Below are 23,349 nucleotides of genomic sequence, written 5' to 3' on the forward strand. Positions count from 1 at the left end.
GCGTCGGGGGCCGGTAAAAGGTCTCAGCTGCCTGACAATTCAGTCAGATATCCTGCCGGTCAATCTCCCCGTCCCCGATGGAGACGCTGGGCAATGGCCGGCGCTCGGGTCTCGGAGACGTGAGGCCATCCGCCAACTTGGCTTCCAGCTCCGCTCGCTCCCTGGCCGGCGGACGATTTTCGATCGCGTTTTGCCAGGCTTCGCGCGCCTCTTCCTTCTTGCCCTGATGCCAGTAGATGTCGCCGAGGTGCGTTTCGATTTCCCAGTGCTTGTGGGGTTTCAGCTCCGCGCGAGACTGTTCGATCAGCCGCTGGGCATCCTTCAGGTGCCCCATCTTGAAATAGGCCCAGCCGAGCGAGTCCGTAATGTAGGGATCGCGCTCGGCCAGCGAACGTGCCCGGTAAAGCACCTTGAAGCCTTCTTCATGCTTTTCGGTATACTCGATCAGAAAATACCCGAGCGAATTCAACGTGTAGGGATCGTTTGGTCGGCCCAGCAGCTCGGTGCGCAGAATGGCCAGCGCCTGATTGACCTCGCCAATCTTGCCCAGAGAGTTAGCCAGCGCCATGCGCCGATCATGCGTATCATCCAGTTCACGGGCCTTCGCCGCGTGTACGGCAGCGGCTTCCAGGTCGCCAAACTGGCCCTTGATCTCAGCAGCGAGACCATGAGCAGAGGCGCGCTCCGCCTGGTTCGAGGCCAACGAAATCACCTCGTCCACCAATTCGGACGAACCATTCTGATCATTCAGCAAGGTGCGCAACTGCAGCGCACCATACAGCGTCCGCAGGCGGTCATCTTCATCCGTGATTTCCAGCGCGCGCGCCACCGCAGCCCGTGCTCCTGCCTCATCACCCGACATGATCAGCGCCTGTCCGGCCGCGATCTGCAGTGAGGCCGTCTCTTGCGGTGCGCTCAGCGCAACATGAGCCACGCCATCATACAGCGCGCTTTCGTAAAGCTGGTCGATGACGGCGGCACGCAGCCCTTCATCTTTCGGATTTATCAGCAATGCGACCTGATCAAAGGCCGAGCGCTGGTCATCAAATCCCTCAATCCTGCCACCCATCATGATCGTGCGAATAATGCGCTGCTCCTGCAGAGCGCGCGAAACATCCGCCAGCGACTGCGCAAATGCAGCCGGCACATCCAGGGGTTCATTGTCGAGATTTTTTCCGGTCTCAAGGCTTTCAATGGCGGCTGCGTAGCTGATCGCCTCTTCAGGCTCTGCATCAGCCAGCTTTTGGTAAACCGCCTTGGACTCCTCGATCCGACCAAGCCGCTGCAACAACAGTGCATGGCGAGAAATTACCGTGCGGACGTGGCTATAGAGCAGGCCCTTCGGATCAAACTGATGTTCCGGCGCCTCGATCTCGGCAGGTGTCATGAACTCATAGACCGCGAGCGCCTGCTCTGGCCGTCCCGATGCTTCCAGCATGGCGGCAAGGGACAGGTCTCCCGTCAGACCGGGCATGGCCCCCGCAGCACCGCGATGGCGCTCGATCGCCTCATCCGGACGCCCGTCCATGGCGAGCAACCACGCATCAAGAAAGGCGTAAAAGCCGGTCTCGCCCTCTTCATCGCTCTGGCTGTTGGAGGTCTTCAATATGTTGCGCGCCGCAACCGTGTCGCCGTCAGCCGCCCGGTCCAGCGCCAGGAAGGCATCAAATAGTGGACTGACATCGCGGTCTTCCTGCGACAGGCCGGAGGTCATCTGAAGGAAGGCGGCCATGTCACCGGCCTTCACCGCATCCAGCGGCGCCGGATACGCGGAAATACCGACCGGCTTGCCGTTTGCCCCTATCACGGCCGTGGCGCGGGCCGCCGGGGAGAGTGGCACAGCGCTTTGAGCGATCGGCACTTCGGCCTCGACCTCCTGCAAGGCAGGCGCGGGCTCTGTGGCGCAGGCCCCAAGGGCGAGCGAAAGGGTCAGGATAGAGGCAGTAAGAGTTAGTCTTGGGCGCATATGAATGGCTCACTTCGGGTTCGCTTTGACGCCGAGTGAAGCAGTCCGATGCGGCAAGAGCAAGGCGCGAAATGGAGAAAGCGCGACAGGGTTAACCCCATCGCGCTTTCCGGAAACCATAAGGCTTGAAGCCCTGATTACATGTTCGGATAGGCCGGGCCGCCACCACCTTCGGGCACGGTCCAATTGATGTTCAGATTTGGATCCTTGATGTCGCAAGTCTTGCAGTGAATACAGTTTTGGGAGTTGATCTGGAACTTCAGTTCGCCGCCCTCCTCAATCCACTCATAGACGCCTGCCGGGCAGTAACGCGCCGATGGGCCAGCATAGACATCATGCTCGGAAGCCTTCTGAAGCGCCATGTCCTTCACGACAAGGTGAACGGGCTGGTCTTCGCCATGATAGGTATTGGTGAAGGACACATTGGTCAGCTTGTCGAAGCTGATCTTGCCATCCGGCTTCGGATAGTCGATCGGCTTGAACTTCTTGGCTGGCTTCAGTGCGGCTGCATCCGTCTTGCCATGCTTCAGCGTACCAAAGAAGGAGAAGCCGCCGAACAGGCTGGAAATCCACATTTCGAGGCCGCCCATCGGAATACCGATCGCCGTTCCCAGCTTGGACCAGAGCGGCTTCACGTTCCGCACCTGCTTCAGCTCCTTGTAGACCGAAGAAGCCTTGTAGGCGTCCTCGTATGAGGTCAGCACGTCGCCCTGACGGCCAGCCTTGATGGCTTCATAGGCGGCTTCCGCACCCATCATGCCCGTCAGGATCGCATTGTGGCTGCCCTTGATGCGCGGCACGTTGACGAAGCCTGCACCACACCCGATCAGCGCGCCGCCGGGGAATGAGAGTTTCGGCACCGACTGAAAGCCGCCCTCGGTGATGGCCCGCGCGCCGTAGGCGACACGCTTGCCGCCTTCCAGGTGCGGCAGCACGGAGGGGTGGTGCTTGAAGCGCTGGAATTCCTGATACGGCGAAATGTACGGGTTCTCATAGTTCAGGTGAACCACGAAGCCGACCGATACGAACGGCTCGCCATTGTCTCGGAAATGGTAGAGGAAGCTGCCTCCGCCGGTCGAATTATCGAGCGGCCAGCCCATCGTGTGCTGGACGTAGCCCTCATTGAATTGCTCTTCGGGTATGGACCACAGCTCTTTCAGGCCGAGGCCAAATTTCTGCGGGTCGCGGCCTTCATCCAGATTGTACTTGGCGATCAGCTGCTTCGTCAGCGAGCCCCGGGCGCCTTCGGCGAACAGGACATATTTGCCGAGCAACTCCATGCCCGGCTCATAGTCCGGCTTGTGCGTACCATCGGCGGCGATCCCCATGACACCGGCCACGATGCCTTTGACTTCGCCATTTTCACCCAGCACGAGATCTGAGGCGGCAAAGCCGGGGAAGATTTCCACGCCCATATTCTCGGCCTCCTGGCCCAGCCAGCGCGCCACATTGGCGAGCGAGCCAGTATAGTTGCCATGGTTCTTCATGAAGCCCGGCATAGGCAGCCAGGAAATGTCTGCCTCGCCCTTCGGGCCGAGGAATTTGAACTTGTCGCCGGTGACTTCGGTCTTCAGCGGACGGTCGTCGCGCTCACGCCAGCCGGGGATCAGCTTGTCGAGGCCGACCGGGTCCATGACCACGCCGGACAGAATGTGAGCGCCGATCTCGCCGCCCTTCTCGATCACGACGACTTCAATGTCTTCGCCAGCTTCCTGTGCGAGTTGTTTTGCCCGGATCGCCGCGGACAGACCCGCAGGGCCACCGCCAACGATGACCAGGTCATATTCCATCGACTCGCGCTGTACAGCGTCATCAGCCATTGGTTTCTCCTCCTTGCGGGTGATAGGGTGCCCGCTCATAAGCCCATTTGATTAAGCAATTACAGCGTCTATCAGGAAGGTCCAGAGCGTCCAGATGCCCACCCCTGCGTCAATTGATGCAATTAAGGCCCTCACCGAGTGGTGGGGCGACATGGGCGTGGAAGTCGATGACGCTGCGGTAAAGGCCTATCTGAAGGTTGCCGACAGTGCCGCGCCGCCTGCTGCAGTTGCCCAGGATGCCCCTGTGCGCCGCCCACGCCGGAAGAAAACGGACTGGGTTGAAGAGGCCAAAATTGCCGCAGCGGCCTGTGATTCGGTCGAGGCGCTAAAAGCCGCCATCGTAGCCTTTGAAGGCAGCCCGCTGAAAAGCGCATCAGAAAATACAGTCGTCTATGATGGCACGCCGGGTGCCAGCCTGATGGTGATCGGCGAAGGACCGGGCGCCGAAGAGGACCGCAAGGGCCTGCCCTTTGTGGGCAAGGCCGGACAGCTGCTCGACAAGATGCTGGCGGCCATTCACCGTGACCGCACGGAAAATGCCTTCATTACCAATGTGAATTACTGGCGCCCCCCGGCCAACCGCAATCCGGAAGCCGAGGAGCTCGCCGTATGTCGTCCGTTTGTGGATCGGATGGTGGAACTGGTCGCTCCGAAAGTGATTATTGCCGCGGGCGGCGTGCCAGCCAAGTCCTTGCTCGATAGCGCAGATGGCATCATGCGCCTGCGTGGCACGGAACATGTTTTCAAGACCGCCGGTGGATTCACCGCCCCGCTGATCCCGATCCTGCACCCGGCCTATCTTTTGCGCCGCCCACAGGACAAGTCCCGCGCATGGCGGGACTTGTTGCTGGTCGAGCAGCGTCTGGGAGAACTTGGAGGCTAGAGGTCAGCCACCCGGAGGAACTATTCCTCCAGAGCCTCCTCGGCCTTCTGATCAACCAGCTTCATTTCGCGTTGCTTGCGCTCAAGGAAGGCTTCGCCGATCGAGCCATCTTTATCAGGGCCAATCACGTCCTTTGCGACGGGGAAGATTTCGGTCTCTTCCTCATCGATATGATGCTCGTAATCATGGCGCAGCGTCTTGAAACGCGTCAGCCAGCCGGGCGAACTCATGTCCATTTCATTCAGTTCCTGAATGATGTCGTCCAGTTCCTTGTGCTCGGCAACCGAGTGACGGCCCTTCGGCTGGCCCTCCTCGCCCTTCATCAGGGGCGCATAAAATGTCTCTTCCTCGGCGGCGGCATGGCCGCCCACATCGTAATAGAACTCCTTCCAGAGCTTGCGGCGCTTGGACGAGTCGCCTTCTGTCTCGGCTAGCTGGGCTAACAGGTCGCGATGGGAGTCATGGTCTTTCTTCAGGGTTTCGTAAATCGAGGGCATGTGAGGGATCCTTTGTCTGGTTTCTCTCAAACGCGTTAACCCCTGCCCGGTTCCGCGCCATGCGATTGCCTGATAGGGAGAAAAAATGCCCGCACCGCTCTCGATCATCATTCCCACACTGAACGCCGCCAGCGACCTGCCGGAGTGTCTTCAGGCCTTGATGCCGGGGCTTGAGCTGGGGCTGATCCGTGAGGTGATTGTCTCGGATGGCGGCTCCGACGATGCTACGCCGCGCATTGCCGGGGACACCGGCGCGACGTGGATCACCGGCGCCAGCGGTCGCGGCGCGCAACTCGCCGCCGGCGCCGACACTGCACGCGGCGACTGGTTGCTCTTTCTGCATGCCGACACGTATCTCTCGCCCGACTGGGCTGAACGCGCCGCCCACCATATGGAGCGCCGCGCTGAATCGGCCGCGGCTTTCACACTGAGATATCGCTCGGACGATCGCGCCGCCCGCTGGTTGGAAGCTCGCGCCAATCGGCGCGCGCGCATGTTCGGCCTGCCCTATGGCGATCAAGGTCTGCTGATCTCCCGCAAGCTGTACGATGCGGTCGGCGGCTTTGCCGACGTGCCCTTGATGGAAGACGTGATGATAGCAAGGGCCCTCGGCAAGAAACGGCTTGTCCTCCTGAGCGCCGACGCGCGCACCTCGGCTGAAAAGTATGAGCGCGATGGCTGGCGCAAGCGCGCCTGGAGCAATGCCTTCCTGCTCACCCGTTTCTTGTTGGGGGCGAAACCTGAAATCCTCGCCAAGGCGTATCGTTGATGCGGCGCACCCGTGTCCTCATCTTCGCCAAGCCGCCCCGCATGGGGCTGGCCAAGACGCGACTCGCCGCCGGTTTGGGCCGTACCGAAGCGCGCCGCATTGCACATTTCACGCTCGCCCGCACCATGCGAGCCGTCCGCTCCAGCGGCCTGGACGTGGCCCTCTATCTCGCGCCAGAATACGCGCTTGGCGAAACACTGGGCGGAACTTGGCCGCCACACCTGCCCCGCTTCAGTCAGGGGTCAGGCACGCTGACCGAGCGACTTGGCAAAGGCCTCGCCGACTCGCCGAATGGGCCGGTCCTCTTCATTGGCACCGATGCTCCGGACATTTCTGCCACTCTGCTACGCCAGGCCGTTCGTGCGTTACAACGCAACGATGCCGTATTTGGCCCAGCAGATGATGGAGGCTTCTGGCTTTTCGGTGTGAACAAACGCCCCGGTCTTCCATCACTTTTCGACAATGTACGCTGGTCCGGCCCTCATGCACGCGCTGATGTGCAAGCAAACCTTCCCTCCTCATTTCGCCTGACACTGTTGGAAACATTGCAGGATCTGGATGAAGAGCCGGATTGGCGAAGGTGGAATGCAAACAAACTTCGTTAACTTGACCCAGGTTATCGTCCCCAACGGAAAAGCATTGTCCAACAGAATTCTTGGCCCCAGAGAGCAGGACGCCCATGTATCGACTGATCTATATCAGCACTGCGTCTGACGCCCTCACGTCCGCCGATGTCGATGCGATTGTTGACGCGTCGATCCGCAATAATGCACCTCGGAACATAACGGGGGTCCTGATCTATAATGGTTTGAACTTTCTCCAGGTGCTGGAAGGCACACGACTGAACGTCGAAGAGGTCTTCAACCGTATTGTCCAAGACCCTCGCCATATTTCGGTCACCACGGTTCTGGCCGAATCCGCAGAGCTGCGCATGTTTGCCGGCTGGAGTATGGCCGGACGAAAGACCTCGGCGCTGGCTGGCCGACATGAATATGAGAAGATCGGTGAAACGCAGGATGTCCTGGCCCGCCAGATGCCAGCCCGTGTCCGCCAAATTCTGGAAAATTTCTGCTCGCTAAAGGGCATTTGATTCCACAGGTTTTCGGCATTCACCGAAATTTATGTTCTTTATTTGTTCCGTTATCTGTGGCCTGTTCTGGTCATGAGAACTGGACAGAAACTCTCCCCCACCGGCAGAATAAATTTGATCGACACACGCCAGGTTGAAGAACGCTTCCAGCAGCGTGGGCGCGGAGCGATCTCAAACCAGACCGGCCGTTTCGAGCTCGAAACACGCCAGGCCTTTGATGATGGCTGGGGCACGATTGAGGATGATGACAGCCGGATGGAGACCCTTCTGATGAAGGATTCGGCCCGCACCATCATCACCTTCAACAAATCGCCTGACATCTCGTTCGACAGAACGGTAAACCCGTATCGCGGCTGCGAGCATGGCTGCATCTATTGCTTTGCCCGACCAACCCATGCCTGGGGCGGGCTTTCGGCAGGGCTCGATTTCGAGAGCAAGCTGTTCTTCAAGGACAATGCCGTCGAGCTGCTGAAACGGGAATTGTCGCGGCCGCGCTATATCCCCCGGGTCATCGCGATGGGTATGAATACCGATGCCTACCAGCCCGTAGAGCGGGAAAAGCGCCTGACCCGTAGCCTGCTGGAGGTTCTGTCCGCGCACCGCCACCCGCTCAGCCTTTTAACCAAGTCAGCTCTGATCCAGCGCGACATCGACCTGATCGCGCCGATGGCCGAAGCGGGGCTTGCACGGGTTGGCATCTCTCTGACCACGCTGGATCGCACGCTCTCACGCAAGATGGAGCCGCGCGCCGCCACGCCGCAGCGTCGACTGGCCACGATCCGCGCCCTCAGCGACGCAGGTATTGAAGTAACCGTAATGACTGCGCCAATCATTCCCGGCCTCAATGATCATGAGATCGAAAACCTGCTGGAAGCCGCCGCCGATCATGGCGCGACCCGTGCGGGCTATGTGCTGTTGCGCCTGCCCTACGAGATCAAGGATCTGTTCCATGAATGGCTGGTCCAGCATGTACCGGATCGGGCCGCCCGGGTGATCAACCACATCAGGGACATGCGCGGCGGCAAGGATTATGACGCCAACTGGCATGAACGGATGCGCGGCGGCGGCCCGGTGGCCGACATCATCTCACGGCGCTTCGGCCGCTGCGCTGCCAAGCTCGGCATGAACCAGCCACGGGGCGCCCTGCGCACTGACCTCTTTCGCATCATTGAGGATTACGGCGGCCAGATGCGCCTCGATATCTAGGAGAAATCGAGCACAATCCGTCCGTCGATGTCACCCGCGAGCATCTTGTCGAATACACTGTTGATCTCTTCCAGACGTGCCGTTGCCGTATGGGCTTTCACGGCGCCAAGCTTGGCGAAATCCAGCGATTCCTGGAGATCCAGCCGCGTCCCGACAATGGACCCGCGCACCGTGATCCCATTCAGCACCATGTTGAAAATCGACAGAGGAAAGTCGCCGGGCGGCAATCCGTTCAGCGAAACCGTCCCACCCCGCCTGACCATGCCGAGCGCTTGCTCAAAGGCCTTCACTGACACGGCCGTGACGAGAGCGCCATGTGCTCCGCCAATCTCCTTGCGCAGGAAGGCTGCCGGATCCGTTTTGGCGGCATTCACAGTCACTTCCGCGCCAAGCTGTTTCGCGAGAGCAAGCTTGGAATCATCGATATCCACCGCCGCCACGCGACGCCCCATGGCTTTTGCGTATTGAACCGCCATGTGGCCAAGACCGCCCACGCCTGAAATCACCACCCAGTCGCCGGGCTTGGTGTCGGTCACCTTGAGCCCCTTGTAGACCGTAACGCCTGCGCACAGGATCGGTGCGATTTCCACGAATGGAATATTATCCGGCAAATGCCCCACATAGTTCGGGTCCGCTATGGCGTATTCGGCAAACCCGCCATTCACGGAATAGCCGGTATTGCGCTGGCTCTCGCAGAGAGTCTCCCAGCCGCCCATGCAATGATCACAATGCCCGCACGCGGAATAGAGCCACGGCACGCCCACCCGGTCGCCTTCCTTCACATGCGTGACACCCGCTCCCACGCCCGAGACGAAACCAACGCCCTCATGACCCGGTATGAAGGGCGGATTGGGCCTTACCGGCCAGTCACCATGCGCGGCGTGCAAATCGGTATGGCAGACTCCGCACGCTTCGATCTTCACCTGAATTTCGCCCGGCCCCGGCTCCGGAGTTTTCACCTCCTCAATCACCAGCGGTTTGCCAAATTCACGCACCACGGCGGCTTTCATGCTTTTTGCGGTCATTGTCGTCTCGCCTCCATTTTCCGGAAGTGTAGGCAAAGCCTCAGAAAGCGGGATAAGGACAAACCCTGAATTTGGCTGGGTAACGGGTCTTTTCCGAAATGTGGCCTTGCATGCCGCACCTTACACACTGCCAATTCACAGGCTTTCCCCGATTTTATCCACAGCACTATCCACAGGGAAAATCTGCGGTTAGTTTCGATATCGAAACATTTCGGGCTGATTCGGATGCGCAATAATTAGGGATTCAGAAACCGGCGTCCGGCACTGATTCGCGCTTCGATAAGACACATAGCGCAAGCGGGGCTGAACCAATGGAATTACAGAAGAACGTGATCATGCAGGGCGATTGCATCGACATCCTGTCACGCCTGCCGGACAGGTCGGTTGATCTCGTCTTTGCCGACCCTCCCTACAACCTCCAGCTTGGTGGTGGTCTGACCCGTCCCGACCAGTCCGTGGTCGATGGTGTTGACGACGATTGGGACAAGTTCGACAGCTTCGATGCCTATGACCTGTTCTGCCACCAGTGGCTGGAAGAGTGCCGCCGCGTCCTGAAGGATGATGGCGCAATCTGGGTGATTGGCTCGTACCACAACATCTTCCGCGTCGGCGCGATCCTGCAGGATCAGGGCTTCTGGATCCAGAATGACGTGATCTGGCTGAAATCGAACCCCATGCCGAACTTCAAGGGCACCCGCTTCCAGAATGCCCACGAAACCCTGATCTGGGCCGGAAAGTCCGAACAGTCTAAATGCACATTCAATTACGACGCGCTGAAAGTCTTCAATGACGACAAGCAGATGCGCTCCGACTGGATGATCCCGCTTTGCACAGGCGGCGAGCGCCTCAAGGATGACGACGGCAAGAAAGCCCACCCGACGCAGAAGCCGGAAAGCCTTTTGCAGCGCGTCCTGCTGGCAACGACCAATCCGGGCGACACGGTCCTCGACCCATTCTCCGGCACCGGGACCACCGCCGCCGCTGCCAAACGCCTCGGTCGCAACTATGTCGGCATCGAGCGCGACGAGACCTATGCGCGCCTGTCGCGGGCCCGCCTGAAGGCTATCGAGCCCATTGAAGGCGCTGTGCTCGAAACGGAGCGCAGCAAGAAATCCCTGCCGCGCGTGCCATTCGGCGCACTACTGGAAAATGGCTGGCTGAAACCTGGCGACCGCCTGTTCAGCCCACAGCGCCGCTATCAGGCACGCATTCGCGTCGACGGGTCGCTGACCACCGGCACGTCCACCGGATCGATCCACCGCCTCGGCGCACATGTCCAACAGGCGCCGGCCTGTAATGGCTGGACTTATTGGCACTATGAGGATCCCAAGCGGAACCTCGCTCCAATCGACATGCTGCGCCGACGCTACCGCGAGGAAATGGGCCTCAACTAGCGCCTGTCCGACCCCTTGGACGAAGGCGGCGCTGGATCAGTCCTGCGCCGCTTTTTCTATGGCATCATAATAGCGTTGCCAGCAGATCTGTCCGATCTGATTGTATTCCAGCATCTTGTCCGCCATCCGCAGGAACCCTTCCTGGTCTCCGAGCGCCGGTGGCAGCAATGGGTCGAAATTGATCGCCCGGATCACCGGCTGCCCGATCAGGAGGGTCTCGCGCGCTGCCTCATCCACGCTGCGCGTCATCAAGCCAGCCAGACTGGTCTCCATGGCCTGGATCGCGCGCGCATAGGATTGCGACAACTCTTCCGGTGACCACAGGCGCGTCCAGTCAAACGACCCCGCCATCGCGACCTGAGAGGTTCGGGTCAGGATAATACCGTCATCCGCGCCGATATCGATCAGACTGGTCCGATGCGTGTCCAGTTCACTCGCCAGGTTGGCAGGACGAACCCAGAAACCTTCCTCCGTCTGCTGGTATCCGAACAGGGCCAACGCCCGCTCACGTGCCCGAAGCTGCTTACGGTCGCTCCGGCCAAGATGCTTGGTCAACGCCACCAGCCAGTCGCCATTCCAGTCGACCACCCGGTCACCCACATTCTGCCACTGCTGCACCCGACGCTTGAGTGCCTGCGCTCTGGGGCCTGGAACATAGACACCGCGTTCTCGGCTCTCCAGCAGATCATCCTTCATCAGGCGCGTCACAGCCACACGCAGGGTCGCCGCCTCGATCCCGAACAGTGCCGCCGCATTGATAAGCCGACCAATCGGCTGGGGCGCATCCGTCGTACTGCTCATCAAGGACAGGATAAGCGCGCGCGCTGACACGTCTTCAGACTTGAGAGGCTCAAAATAATACACGAATTGACTCATAATGAAATTATATGTAACAAACCTTAAAGCACAGGATGGAGAACTGCCATGTCGAACACGATGAAGCTATCCGAAGCGCTGACAAAGGATGAGCTTCGCGAGTTGCGCAAGAAGTCTGATCTTCGCGCGTTGGCGACGCTTGTCTGGAATTGGGGGTTGATCATTGCGGCCTTTGCGGTCGCCATCATCTGGCCAAATCCGCTGACAATCCTCGCAGGTATCCTCATTCTGGGAGGTCGCCAGCTCGGCCTGGGCATCATCAATCACGATTGCGCCCACCACGCCTTTTTCAAGAGTCAGCGGGTCGATGATTTCGTGGGCCACTGGATCGCGGGCGCGCCGATGAACATCTCCCTGCCCGCCTATCGCGCCTACCATTTGAAGCACCACAAATATGCGGGCACGCCAGACGATCCGGACATCATCTTTGTAAAGAACTACCCTGTCCCGAAGGACAGCCTGCGTCGAAAATTCGTGCGCGACCTGACCGGCCAGACGGGCCTGCGCGATACGCTGCGCAAGATCCGCAGCTTCAAACTATCGCGCAACTGGCCGTGGCTCACGTTCCATATCGCACTGGCCGGCACCCTCACCGCTATTGGCGCACCGTGGGCCTATCTCATGTGGTGGGCGGCAGAACTCTTCATCTATCCAGCCATAGTGCGCCTGCGCCAGATCGGCGAGCATGGCACCGCGAAAGACCGGACCAGCCTCGATCCGCGCCTCAATACCGGCACCACGGTCGCCCCATTCTGGCAGCGCGTGCTGATCGCGCCGAATGATGTGAACTATCATCTCGAGCATCACATGTTTGCATCAATCCCGCCTTACAGGCTGAAACGGCTCCACAAGCTGCTGTCATCCCGCGGCTATTACGAGACATTTGATTGCATCTCGCATGGCTATGACGATGTTATCCGCCGCGCTGTCCACAATGACGCCCCAGAGATGGTGCCTGCTGAATAGGCTGGCGCTACTCAACCGCGATCCAGAACGGACCGGCCGGCATCCCGGTCCCGTCGAAGAGATTGCAGAGGGGGGAATCGCCCTGACAATAGCGGACCTCGGACACCGCCTCATCTTCTGCCTGCACGACCACAGTATCGCCATCAAGCTTGGCTGAAGCATATTTGCACGCATCCGCATCACACAGCTCCATGCCAATCACATTCCCTGCACTGACCGTCACCAAGCCGTCTTCCACACCCTCAAACGCAATACGAATTGTGCTGCCGTTTCGCACCGCCCGACTCGCCACGGCGCCAGACGCGCCTGCATCCACCTCACCATAAACGAGAGACTTCATCACCCGCACGACCCGTTCGGCCACCGCGAGCTTGTTTGGCGGATGAATGTCCACCGGATCGCCCATATCAATCGTCACGGCGAGCGCCACACGATCATCCCTGGCAGCGACGCGGCGCATGGATTCTCGGATCACCCCCCAGCCCGGCTTGCCAGCCTCTGTGGGTAGCGCGCCATATCGCGGCAGCTGCACAACAGCTACGGGCAAGTCAGCTCCAAACTTCGCGCGCCAATCCTGCACCAGCAGATCAAGCAGACTTTCATAGGCGACGCCATCGCCCGCATTGGATTCGCCCTGATACCAGATTGCCCCTTTCAGGCGGATGCCAGACAACGGCGCAATCATCGCATTGTGCAACATCGTGTAGCCCTTGATCGTGAACCAGGGCGCAGGCTTCGGAGCGCTTACGGCCGAATCCACTTTGCGATAGGCCCACCCGTCGGCCAGCGACAGGCTTGAGCCGTCCTCCAATTCCACGCGCAATTCAGAAGCCGGTCCGTTCATGCCACCATCGCCATAATCATTATGGGAGTTGACCAAAATAGTGTTCTTGCCCGGCTTGAGGAGATCGGCTGAAACCCCGTACGCGCGCAATCCTCCCCAATGGAATGTCGTGCCAATTGCCGTGCCGTTCAGCCAGGTCATGTCGGTATCATCGACCGCGCCAATATGGATCGTCGCAGCCTGCTCTGCCTGCTGAGGAGTCAGATCAAAACTGACCCTGTGCCAGACCATGCCGAGATGATCGGTGAGTTCCGCGTCTCCCCATTTGCGCCAGTCGCGTAGCGTGCCGGGCACGGGCTTCCACTCGTCTGCGTCTGCATCTTCCCACGGCGCAGTTCCTTCGGTCGCGGGGTCGTCCCGCCAGTTCTGCTGCCAGCTTTCCGAATAGATCTTCGCTGCCGCGCCCCGGTCAGTCTTGTAGGTTTCCAGCAAAGCCACTTGTTCGGTATGGTCCGGCATTGCGCCGATGATCTCGCCGTCAATCCAGGGCTCGATGCGTGAGCCGCCCCAGCTCGAATTGATCAGACCGACAGGAACATCATAGGCTTCTGACAATGCCCGCCCGGCATAGTAACAGACTGCCGAGAACCCCGCTGCGGTCTCCGGCGTCGTGACGGCCCAAGCGCTGTCGCCCGGCAAGTCCGCATTCGGAGCAAGCGAAAGATCCTTCTCGACTTGCAGCAGGCGAATATTGGAGTGGTCCGCAGCTGCGACTTCCCGTTCAGCATAGGTCACACGTGACAGTGGATATTCCATGTTCGACTGGCCGGAACACAAGAACACATCGCCCGCCAGCACATCCTCTAACGCCTGCACTGTATCGCCTTCAACGGTGAGCGAAATTTCATGTGATCCGCCTGCTGAAAGCTCGGGAAACTCGACCCACCATCGGCCGTCCCGGCCGGCACGAACAGGCGTGGACGCCGCGTCCAGCGAAACGATGAATTCCGCGCCGGGATCCGCCGTTCCGAACAGGCGCACCGGTGCATCGCGCTGGATCACCATATGGTCACCAAATAGGCTGGCGAGCTTCGGCGCCTCTGCATGTGCGCCCAGTCCAATCAGGGCCAATGCCCCGCATGCCATCATCGTCTTGCTGGTAAACATGTCCTGTTCCGCCCTCTTGTATTTTGGCAGGAACTTTCCCGAAGGCGATGATATTGTCCAGTGTTAGCGGTAACTAAATTTACGCAACTGCCAGCCGGAACGCCTTGGCAAACACGCTTGGCAGGCCTTCGACCTCATCGAGTTTAACCCACCGGCCATCGGCAACTTTCGGCTTGCGCGATGCCTCGGCGCGCATCACCCGAAAGCGAAACGCGAAATGCGTGAAGACATGGCGTACCTCGCCGACCTCCTCCCAGGCCGCTTCGGCAGGCGAAGGCGTTTGCGGAAAATCGCCCTCCACCCAATCGCCCGTCGGCAGCGCCAGCATCCCGCCGAGCAGGCCCTTGTCCGGGCGGCGCACCAGCAGCGCTTCCCCCTTCACGACCAACACATAAGCAATTCCAAACCGTACGGGCTTTGGCACTTTTGCGGGCTTGATCGGATAGCGTTCAGGCGCCCCTTCGGCCCGCGCTGCGCACAGGGACGACAGTGGACAGATCAGGCAGTTCGGCTTGGTCGGCGTGCACACGGTTGCGCCCAGATCCATCAGCGCTTCAGCAAATTCTCCCGGCCGGTCCTCCGGCACCAGCGCCCGCACTGTTTCGGCAATCACCTTCTTCTCAGCGGCCCATTCGCCTTTCAATGCCAGCAGGCGCGCGAACACGCGATCGACGTTGCCATCCACCGCCGCCGCTTTCTGGTCAAAGGCAATCGCCGCGATCGCGCCAGCCGTATATGGCCCGATACCGGGCAGTTTGCGCAGTTCGGCCTCTGTTTCCGGAAAGCCTCCGCGTGCAGCGACTTCACGCGCACATTTCAGCAAATTCCGCGCTCGCGCATAATAGCCGAGGCCCGCCCACGCACTCATCACCTCTTCATCCTTTGCCGCCGCCAGCGCCTCAATGGTTGGCCAGCGCGTAAGGAAGGTATGAAAGTATGGGGTGCCATGCGGGATGGTCGTCTGCTGCATCATGATCTCGCAGAGCCAGACACGGTACGGGTCAGGCCGCTCGCCCACAGCCCGGTCTGCCGGCAGCGTGCGCCAGGGCAAGTCGCGTGCATGACGCTCGAACCACGGCAGCAATTTGCCCGGCAGGCTGTTCAAATCTCTGTGCTTTGCCGGTGCCATGCCTTTTCCTCGCCCGAAAGCCGTGCAATCTCGTACGAATGGTCACGAGATCAACCCTTGATCCCATAGAGGAAGCTCGCGCGCGCGTCCGCCTGCGCTACCAGCGCGCGACACGCACTTATTCCAACATGCGCCAGGTCGGGCTTGCCGCGGAACGGGTCGGGCGTAAATCCGGCGCCAAGAAACTGCCCCCCATTCAGGTACTCCGCCAGCGCTGGCGCGAGATCGCAGGCGAACAACTCTATAAATACTGCCGCCCGGAGCGGCTCAGCGGTGGCAAGGATGGTCGCGTGCTGACCCTGCTCGTCGTGCCGCAAGCCGCCCCGATGGTGCAGCACCAGTCCGAAACGCTGCGACAGCGCGTGTCAGTGTCCGCAGGCGGCGACATTACCGCCATCAAGATCAAGCAGGGATCGCTCGGCACAGAACCGCCCAAGACACTGCGTCGCAAAACGCGGCCGCTCTCACTGAAAGAGCGCAAGGAACTTGAGGAATCGACCTCCGGAATCCAGAACGACAAGCTGCGCGCCGCAATTGTTGCGCTCGGTGAGGCCATGTTAACCGCAGAAGATACGCCGCCCCCTGCCAAGCCTGGCAAGGATGGCGGCCTGCCATTCTGACCCCGCCCTGCCCGCAAGGAGCCCCGACATGCTGAAATCCATTCTGACTGCCGTCACGGCTGCCGCCTTCCTGGCCATGCCTGCCCTTGCCGAAGACCTGTCTGTTGGCCACTCCAAGGGCTCGAAAGACGCGCCACTGACGATCATCGAATACGGGTCTCTCACATGCGGTGGATGCAAATACTTCCACGACAAGATCCTGCCACGCATCGAGGCCGATTATATCGAGACCGGCAAGGTCCGTTTCATCTTCCGTGAAGTCCTGCGCAATGATGTCGATACGGCCCTCGTCACCATGGCGCGCTGCGCCGGCCGGGACAAATTCTTCGAGGCAACCGACACAATGTTTGCGCGCCAGCCTGATGTCATCAAGTCTGCGCAAGCTGGTACAGTGCTCGACACTTTCATCGAGATCGGCACGCCCTATGGCATTCGGGACGTCGACACGTTCAATGCCTGCTACACCGACATGAATGTTCGGCTCGACATGGCCGAAGTGCAGGAAAGCGCCGAGGCATATGAGCTGCGCGGCACGCCAACGCTGGTTATCAATGGCGAGGAAAAATATGTCGATGACGACTTCAAGTCGGCCGATGCGTTCGCCGCTTACCTCGACACACAGCTTGCCGCGCTCTCCGATTCGACCGGTTCAGAGGCAAATTAGTTAACAGAACAGGTGGTTGCAGTTAATCAATTGGCAACCAAACCGACTCAATCCTTAACGCGAAGGTTATGACCATGAATTTCTTCTCACGACGCACTGCGCTTGCAGCGATTTCAGCGCTGGCCCTGGTCGCCTGTGGCGACACCGGTGCCGACACATCGCCTGCAGGTGGCGACGCCGTGACCGCTGGCAGCGAGCTTGGCCACGTCAAAGGGGCGGCCGACGCACCTGTCACCCTGATCGAGTATGCCTCACCCACCTGCCCGGCCTGCAAATACTGGCATGACGACATCCAGCCAGTTGTCCAGTCGGACTATATCGACTCCGGCAAGGTGAAACTCGTCTTCCGCGAATACCCACTGCACGCACCGGATGTGCCTGCCTACCTCGTCGCCATGTGCGCGGGCGAAGACAAGTATTTCGACGTGCTGGACGAGCTGTTCGAATACCAGTCCGGCATCATTGAATCTGCGCAAAACGGCGTCCTGAAGGCCATGCTCCAGACCATTGGCCAGCGTCATGGCATCGAGACCGAGGCCGACTTCGATGCCTGCATGAACAATCGCGACTTGCGCCAGCAGATGGCGGACATCTACCAGACATCCGAAAAGTTCGGCGTCACCGGCACACCAACCTTCATCATCAATGGTGAAGTGCACCAGTTCGCCAACATGAACTCCGCTGACAAGGTCACAGCCGCGCTGGACGCTGCGCTTGAAGCTGCCGGCGTCTCCACAGACGAGTAGGGATATGGGGGAGCCAGTATGAAGATAACCGAACTCCGTATTGCTGGCTTCAAATCCTTTGTGGACCCTCAGGACGTGCCAATCGAACCCGGCCTGACCGGGATCGTCGGGCCGAATGGCTGTGGCAAGTCCAATCTTCTGGAAGCCCTTCGCTGGGCCATGGGCGCAAGCTCTGCACGTGCCATGCGCGGCGGGGAGATGGATGATCTCATCTTCTCCGGTGCGGATGGCCGCCCCGCCCGCGAGACCGCCGAAGTCACGCTCGTGCTGGACAATTCCAAACGCACCGCGCCACCGGAATTCAACGCCTCCGACACACTGGAAGTCATCCGCCGCCTGAAGCGCGGCGCAGGCTCCACCTACAAGCTGAATGGCCGGACTGTACGCGGCAAGGACATCCAGCTCCTGTTCGCGGATGCTTCGACCGGCGCGAACTCCCCGGCTCTCGTACGCCAGGGTCAGATTTCGGAACTGATCGGCTCCAAGCCGCAGAACCGCCGCCGTATCCTTGAGGAAGCCGCCGGCATTGCAGGCCTCAATTCCCGCCGTCACGAAGCCGAGCTGAAGCTGAACGGCGCCGAGACCAATCTGGAGCGCCTGTCGGAAGTCTCCGCTGAAGTCGAGCGCCAGCTCGCCAGCCTCAAGCGCCAGGCCGCCAAGGCCCGCAAATACAAGCGCCTGTCTGAAGAGATCCACGCCCTCGACGCCCTGATCGCGCACCTGCGCTGGCATGAGGCCAAACTCGCCTGCGATACGGCTCGCACGCAATTGGACGAGGCCCGCCGCGCGGTTGAGGAAAAGACACGCGAAGACGCGATGCGGGAACGCGAGCGCATTGAGGCCGGTGAAGGACTCAATCCCCTGCGCGAAGCTGAAAGCGTTGCCGCCGCCAAGCTCGGACAGGCCCGCATCACGCTGGCAAGGCTGGAAACCGAGCGCAAGGTCGCCGCCGAGACCCATGAACGCCTCGATGCCGAAGCGACCCGCCTGATGGAAGACATCGAGCGCGAGCAGGATCAGAAACTCGAAGCCGAAGACGCCCTCGCCCACGCAAAGTTTGAGCTGTCTTCGCTACCGGTCCTGAACGAGGCCCAGAACGAGGAAATCGAGGCCGAGACCCGGAAGGCGCTGGAAGACGCCCGCACACGTCTCGCGGGCGCCGAGAAAGCAGCCGACGAAGCGCAGGAACGCCTGTCGGAAGTGCGTGCCCAGCGCCGCGCTTCGGAGGAGAACGCCTCCGCTCAGCGGCGTCGCCAGTCTCAGCTCAGTTCTGAAATCGACCGCCTGAAAGGCGAAATGGCCCGGATCGAAGATGCCGCGTCGCTGGTCGGCCGCCTGCGCGATGCCAAAGCGGCCGAACAGGATGCCGAAGCCGCCCTGCAAGACGCCGAACGCGCCGTCGAAACCGCCGAGTCTACGCTCAATTCGACCCGTGAGGCGGAAACGTCCGCACAAGCCCCCCGGGATGCGGCCCAGCAAGACGTGCGCGCACTCGAGGCCGAAATTGCTGGCCTGCACAAGCTGCTTCGCAAGGCCGAAGGCCCGAAAGCCCCGCCAGTTGTCGAGCGCATTCGTACGCAGGATGGGTACGAGAAAGCCATTGCCGCCGCTCTGGGCGATGATATCGAAGCGCCAACCGATCGCTCTGCCGCAATGTATTGGGGCGGCGCGTCGCTGGCGTCGCAATCCCTGCCGCAGGGTACCCGCCCGCTGACAGATGTGACCGAGGCTCCCGGCGAACTCGCTGCGCGGCTTGCCCAATGCGGCGTTGTGGACGTGACCGATGGCGAGCGCCTGATGGCCCAGCTCCAGCCCGGCCAACGACTGGTTTCCGTCGAGGGGCATCTCTGGCGCTGGGATGGTTATATCCGCACACCAGCTGCACCGGTCAGCGCAGCCGCACGTCTTGAACAACAGGCCCGGCTTGAAGCCGCCGAAGCTGAACTGCCCGCTCTGACCGCCACCTATGAGGCGCGTGAGGCAGACCTTGTAGCTGCCCGTGACGCCCGTCAGACGGCTGAGGTGAAACTCCGCGACCTGCGCCAGGCCATCGCCCCGGCCCAGCGCGCGCTCAGCGAGGCACGCAATCGCGTCTCACAGGAAGCACAAGCCTCCGAACGCGCAGCCATGAAGCGTGACACAAGCGGAGAAGCCCTTACCCGCGCCGAGGCCGACCTCGCCATCGTCAACGAAACGCTGGCCATGATTGCACCGGAAGGCCCGGCGGAAGATGAAGCCGCGCTCGAAACCCGGCTCGCCGAAGCCCGCACAATGGTGGCCGAGGCCCGCACCGCTGAGATCGAAGCGCGCGGCCGCCTGACAGACATTACACGCGGTCGCGAACAGGCTGCTGCGCGTCGCGATGGCCTTGAACGCGACATCAAGACATGGTCCGGCCGCATTACCGCGACCGAGGAGCGCGTCGCGCGCCTGATCGAGCGCCGCCAGTCTGCCGCTTCCGATGCCCTGGCCGCCAAGGCACGCCCCGAACAGCTGGCCGCCGAGATCGAGAACCGCAGCAACGAAGTCGACGCGCTGGAGACCGAACGCAAGCGCGTCGCAGACCAGCTCGCCGAAAAAGAAGCCGCCATCCGCGAAGCCGAACAGGCAGCCCGCGCAGCCGCCAATGCCGCCTCAGAAGCGCGCGAGAACCTTGCCGGTTGGAAGGTGAAGCTCGAAAACGCCGAAGGCCGGCTCGAAGAATCGGTCGAGATCGCCCGCAACAATTTCCAGCGTACGCCGGAAGGCCTATTGGCGATTGCCGAAGCAGGCCTCGAAGAAGAGACGATGGGCGAGTTCACGCCCCGCGATGCCGAACGCCGCGCCGATGAGCTCCGCCGCACGCGCGACCAGCTGGGCGGCGTGAACATGAATGCCGAGGAAGAAGCCGAAGAACTCGAAGAACGGCTCGGTTCGCAGGTGACCGAGAAGGAAGACCTCGTCGCTGCAATCGCCAAGCTGCGCCAGGGCGTCGATGCCCTGAACGCCGAAGGCCGCGAACGCCTTCTGAAAGCGTTCGAGCAGGTCAATGAACACTTCAAGGCGCTGTTCACGGCCCTGTTCCGCGGCGGCCAGGCTGAACTGCGCCTCGTCGATGCCGATGACCCGCTGCAAGCCGGGCTCGAAATCATGGCCCAGCCACCCGGCAAGAAGCTCGGCACGCTGAACCTCATGTCCGGCGGCGAACAGGCCCTGACGGCGGCCGCGCTGATCTTTGCGGTCTTCCTGTCCCGCCCCGCGCCGATCTGTGTGCTGGACGAGGTGGACGCGCCGCTCGATGACGCCAATGTCGACCGTTTCTGCAACATGCTGAACGAAATGCGCCAGCGCACCGATACGCGCTTCGTGGTGATTACCCACAATCCGGTCACGATGAGCCGGATGGACCGTCTTTTCGGCGTCACGATGCGGGAAAAAGGCGTTTCCAAGCTGGTTTCTGTGGACCTGCAGGCAGCCGAAGAGCTCGTTGCGGCGGAGTAGCGCACACCCACACTATAGAAATCCAATAGAATCAGACCTCTAGCTTTCTGCAATCGCGGTTGACTTGCCTGCCCCCAATACATAGTTTGCGCCGAAATCCGGGGGGCACCCCATCAGAAGGGATTCGCTTGCGCGAAGCTTAGCAAACCATGTCCAGTGAAGGCCCGAACGACCTCGGTGAACGTATCGCCCAGGCTCAGGCGGCCAGAGCGGCAAAGGATGCGGCAAAACGCAAGTTGGATGCAGATGATGGAAGTCTTTCGGCCGGGGCCTACGCCCTGCGATACGGCGCGGAATTTGTCGCCTGCATCTTTGTCGGAGGCCTCATTGGTTTCTGGATCGACGCATTCGCAGGAACAAAGCCCTGGGGCCTGCTGATTGTCGGTACAATCGGCTTCGCAGCAGGTATACGAGCGATGATGCGCGCCTATCGGGAACTGAATGCCCGGGCGCTAGGGAATTTATCGGAGCCTGAGGCTCCAACAGACGGGACCGGGAACGAATGAACTTCGCTCTGCAAAACACCGCGATTGATCCGATCCACCAGTTCCAGGTCACGAAGTGGCTGGACCTGCGCCTCGGCAATATCGACATTTCCTTCACCAACGCCTCCGGCTTCATGCTGCTGGGCGTGGTGCTCTGCATCGCCTTCTTCGGCTACGCCGCTTCCAAGAAGGCGCTGGTGCCGGGCCGTACGCAATCCATGGCCGAGATCGGCTATGGCTTCGTCGCCGACATGGTCCGCTCGACCGCTGGTGAAGAAGGCCTGCGCTTCTTCCCGTTCGTCTTCACGCTCTTCTTCTTCGTATTCTTTGCCAACATGATCGGCATGGTGCCTTACGCCTTCACCACAACCAGCCATCTGGTCGTGACCGGCGCCCTGGCCCTGCTCGTGATCGGCATCGTCATCGGCTTCGGCATCTGGAAGAACGGCCTCAGCTTCTTCAAGCTGTTTGCCCCATCGGGCGCCCCTTGGCCGATCTATTTCATCCTCGTGCCTATCGAGGTCATTTCCTTCCTGGCCCGTCCGGTCACGCTGGCGCTGCGTCTGTTCGCCAACATGCTGGCTGGCCACATCATGCTGAAACTGTTTGCAACCTTTGCAGCCCAGCTCATCGGCGCGGCCTTGTCCGGCGCGGTGTTCATGGGTGTGGTCGGCATCCTGGCCTTCGGTATGGGTATCGCGCTCAACGCTCTCGAACTTCTTGTGGCAGGTCTTCAGGCCTATGTTTTCGCAATCCTGACCTGCGTTTACCTGAACGACGCACTGCACCCGTCACACTAAGGACTCTTCGCCAGTGCGGCCCTTGGGCACGCACTAAAAAACTTGACGCAGCCCAACGAACACGCTTCACGGGCCGCAAATTATTGAAACCCTTGCATTCCAAACAGGAGACGACCATGGAAGGCGATATCGCACTCGGCCTCAAATATGTAGGCGCTGGCCTCGCAACTCTCGGCATGATCGGTGCCGCGATCGGTGTGGGCAACATCTTCAGCTCGTTCCTCGACGCTGCCATGCGCAACCCGTCCGCTGCACCACAGCAGACCGGTAACCTCTTCATCGGTATGGCCCTCGCAGAGGCACTCGGCATCCTGTCGTTCCTCGTGGCCGTCCTGATCTTGTTCGTGGTCTAAGCCACTTACACGCCAAGAACGGGCCGGCGGACTTGATAGACCACCGGCCCGATCCAGCCTGATGCTGCACTTGAGGTACTGAAATGCTGCTCGCCCTGCTTGCGGAAACTGCCCATCACCTACCGGATGACGCGCCGCCTCCGTTCCCGCCTTTCGAGGCGTGGCACATGCCGGGCCAGTTGTTCTGGCTCGCGATCCTTTTCGCGACCCTCTACTTCTCCCTCTCCCGCTTCATCCTGCCAAAGATGTCGGACACGATCGAAAAACGGTCTGACCGCATCGCCTCTGATCTTGATCAGGCAGCCAAGCTGAACGAGCAGGCCACCGAAGCCCAGCAGGCGCTCGAACTGCGCATTGCCCAGGCCAAGGCGAAAGCCCGCGAAACAGCGAACAAGGCAGCGGCCAAGGTTGATGCCGAAATGACGGCTGAAACGGCTCGCGTCGACGCCGAGATCGAAAAGAAGCTGGACGCTGCCGAAGAGCGGATCTCCGCCCTGCGCGCAACGGCCATGCAGAATGTCGAACAAATCGCTGTAGACGCAACTGACGCCATGACGGCCCGTTTCGGCCTCAAGGCCTCTGCGGCTGACCTCAAGAAAGCCGTTTCGACGGCTCTGAATTAAGAGAGA

General features: G+C 60.6%; 22 protein-coding genes. 15 read left to right on the forward strand and 7 right to left on the reverse strand.

The genetic code is table 11. From position 1 onward, the window contains the following. Positions 1-43: 43 nt before the first annotated feature. Both B3527_RS00090 and B3527_RS00095 read right to left on the reverse strand, forming a co-directional pair. Entirely contained in the window at positions 44-1,966 is a 1,923-nt protein-coding gene (locus B3527_RS00090; protein WP_290479456.1) for a tetratricopeptide repeat protein, read from the reverse strand. A gap of 137 nt (positions 1,967-2,103) precedes the next feature. Further along, positions 2,104-3,786 carry an electron transfer flavoprotein-ubiquinone oxidoreductase gene (locus B3527_RS00095; protein ID WP_034811469.1) on the reverse strand — a complete coding sequence of 561 codons (1,683 nt, stop codon included), beginning with the start codon at positions 3,784-3,786 and terminating at the stop codon, positions 2,104-2,106. A 94-nt stretch (positions 3,787-3,880) separates the two neighbouring features. Here B3527_RS00095 and B3527_RS00100 point away from each other — a divergent pair, with 94 nt between their 5' ends. Continuing rightward, the gene (locus B3527_RS00100) at positions 3,881-4,669 is read left to right on the forward strand and encodes a uracil-DNA glycosylase (protein WP_290479455.1); all 789 of its coding nucleotides are present in this window, start codon (positions 3,881-3,883) and stop codon (positions 4,667-4,669) included. 20 nt (positions 4,670-4,689) lie between these two features. On the opposite strand, the gene B3527_RS00105 is transcribed toward B3527_RS00100, so the two are convergent. Next, positions 4,690-5,166 carry a hemerythrin domain-containing protein gene (locus B3527_RS00105; protein ID WP_290479454.1) on the reverse strand — a complete coding sequence of 159 codons (477 nt, stop codon included), beginning with the start codon at positions 5,164-5,166 and terminating at the stop codon, positions 4,690-4,692. An 85-nt stretch (positions 5,167-5,251) separates the two neighbouring features. On the opposite strand from B3527_RS00105, the gene B3527_RS00110 reads away from it, so the two are divergent. The 4 genes from B3527_RS00110 to B3527_RS00125 all read left to right on the forward strand — a co-directional run bounded on the left by B3527_RS00110 (position 5,252) and on the right by B3527_RS00125 (position 8,231). Further along, a complete protein-coding gene (locus B3527_RS00110) occupies positions 5,252-5,935 on the forward strand; it encodes a TIGR04283 family arsenosugar biosynthesis glycosyltransferase (protein ID WP_290479453.1) in 684 nt (227 codons plus the stop codon). Beyond that, positions 5,935-6,540 (forward strand): TIGR04282 family arsenosugar biosynthesis glycosyltransferase, encoded by a 606-nt coding sequence (locus B3527_RS00115; protein ID WP_290479452.1) that lies wholly within the window; start codon positions 5,935-5,937, stop codon positions 6,538-6,540. The genes B3527_RS00110 and B3527_RS00115 overlap by 1 nt, the downstream gene beginning before the upstream one ends. A gap of 74 nt (positions 6,541-6,614) precedes the next feature. Next, entirely contained in the window at positions 6,615-7,025 is a 411-nt protein-coding gene (locus tag B3527_RS00120) for a BLUF domain-containing protein (RefSeq protein WP_206990864.1), read from the forward strand. 114 nt (positions 7,026-7,139) lie between these two features. Continuing rightward, positions 7,140-8,231, forward strand: a complete 1,092-nt coding sequence (locus tag B3527_RS00125) for a PA0069 family radical SAM protein (protein ID WP_290479451.1) — start codon at positions 7,140-7,142, stop codon at positions 8,229-8,231. Here the strand turns inward: B3527_RS00125 and adhP are convergent. After that, positions 8,228-9,256, reverse strand: a complete 1,029-nt coding sequence (gene adhP / locus B3527_RS00130; protein WP_206990866.1) for an alcohol dehydrogenase AdhP — start codon at positions 9,254-9,256, stop codon at positions 8,228-8,230. The genes B3527_RS00125 and adhP overlap by 4 nt on opposite strands. 311 nt (positions 9,257-9,567) lie before the next feature. On the opposite strand from adhP, the gene B3527_RS00135 reads away from it, so the two are divergent. After that, on the forward strand, positions 9,568-10,650 hold the full coding sequence (locus B3527_RS00135) for a site-specific DNA-methyltransferase (protein ID WP_034811455.1): 1,083 nt from the start codon (positions 9,568-9,570) through the stop codon (positions 10,648-10,650). Between the two features lie 36 nt (positions 10,651-10,686). Here the strand turns inward: B3527_RS00135 and B3527_RS00140 are convergent, their stop codons facing one another. Next, positions 10,687-11,526, reverse strand: a complete 840-nt coding sequence (locus B3527_RS00140; RefSeq protein ID WP_290481746.1) for a hypothetical protein — start codon at positions 11,524-11,526, stop codon at positions 10,687-10,689. 48 nt (positions 11,527-11,574) lie between these two features. Between B3527_RS00140 and B3527_RS00145 the strand changes: the two genes are divergently transcribed. Next, positions 11,575-12,492 (forward strand): fatty acid desaturase family protein, encoded by a 918-nt coding sequence (locus B3527_RS00145; protein ID WP_290479449.1) that lies wholly within the window; start codon positions 11,575-11,577, stop codon positions 12,490-12,492. 7 nt (positions 12,493-12,499) lie between these two features. Here the strand turns inward: B3527_RS00145 and B3527_RS00150 are convergent, their stop codons facing one another. Both B3527_RS00150 and mutY read right to left on the reverse strand, forming a co-directional pair. After that, a complete protein-coding gene (locus tag B3527_RS00150; RefSeq protein ID WP_290479448.1) occupies positions 12,500-14,443 on the reverse strand; it encodes a sialate O-acetylesterase in 1,944 nt (647 codons plus the stop codon). A 79-nt stretch (positions 14,444-14,522) separates the two neighbouring features. Beyond that, positions 14,523-15,572, reverse strand: coding sequence for an A/G-specific adenine glycosylase (mutY, locus tag B3527_RS00155; RefSeq protein WP_290479447.1), 1,050 nt, complete (start codon positions 15,570-15,572; stop codon positions 14,523-14,525). Positions 15,573-15,610: 38 nt separating this feature from the next. Between mutY and B3527_RS00160 the strand changes: the two genes are divergently transcribed. The 8 genes from B3527_RS00160 to B3527_RS00195 all read left to right on the forward strand — a co-directional run bounded on the left by B3527_RS00160 (position 15,611) and on the right by B3527_RS00195 (position 23,343). Continuing rightward, positions 15,611-16,192, forward strand: coding sequence for a DUF721 domain-containing protein (locus tag B3527_RS00160; protein ID WP_051607507.1), 582 nt, complete (start codon positions 15,611-15,613; stop codon positions 16,190-16,192). Positions 16,193-16,220: 28 nt separating this feature from the next. Then, the gene (locus B3527_RS00165; RefSeq protein WP_206990872.1) at positions 16,221-16,856 is read left to right on the forward strand and encodes a DsbA family protein; all 636 of its coding nucleotides are present in this window, start codon (positions 16,221-16,223) and stop codon (positions 16,854-16,856) included. Positions 16,857-16,930: 74 nt separating this feature from the next. Next, complete coding sequence (locus B3527_RS00170) at positions 16,931-17,602, forward strand: DsbA family protein (protein WP_290481743.1); 672 nt, start codon at positions 16,931-16,933, stop codon at positions 17,600-17,602. Between the two features lie 18 nt (positions 17,603-17,620). Then, complete coding sequence (gene smc, locus B3527_RS00175; protein WP_290479445.1) at positions 17,621-21,082, forward strand: chromosome segregation protein SMC; 3,462 nt, start codon at positions 17,621-17,623, stop codon at positions 21,080-21,082. A 149-nt stretch (positions 21,083-21,231) separates the two neighbouring features. Further along, positions 21,232-21,588, forward strand: coding sequence for an AtpZ/AtpI family protein (locus tag B3527_RS00180; RefSeq protein WP_290479444.1), 357 nt, complete (start codon positions 21,232-21,234; stop codon positions 21,586-21,588). Beyond that, complete coding sequence (locus B3527_RS00185; protein WP_206990875.1) at positions 21,585-22,367, forward strand: F0F1 ATP synthase subunit A; 783 nt, start codon at positions 21,585-21,587, stop codon at positions 22,365-22,367. The genes B3527_RS00180 and B3527_RS00185 overlap by 4 nt, the downstream gene beginning before the upstream one ends. Positions 22,368-22,483: 116 nt before the next feature. Next, on the forward strand, positions 22,484-22,720 hold the full coding sequence (locus tag B3527_RS00190; protein WP_027838455.1) for a F0F1 ATP synthase subunit C: 237 nt from the start codon (positions 22,484-22,486) through the stop codon (positions 22,718-22,720). Positions 22,721-22,803: 83 nt separating this feature from the next. Then, the gene (locus B3527_RS00195) at positions 22,804-23,343 is read left to right on the forward strand and encodes a hypothetical protein (RefSeq protein ID WP_290479443.1); all 540 of its coding nucleotides are present in this window, start codon (positions 22,804-22,806) and stop codon (positions 23,341-23,343) included. The last annotated feature ends 6 nt before the right edge of the window (positions 23,344-23,349 follow it).

The organism is Hyphomonas sp. UBA4505 (assembly GCF_002388685.1).
Taxonomy (GTDB): domain Bacteria; phylum Pseudomonadota; class Alphaproteobacteria; order Caulobacterales; family Hyphomonadaceae; genus Hyphomonas.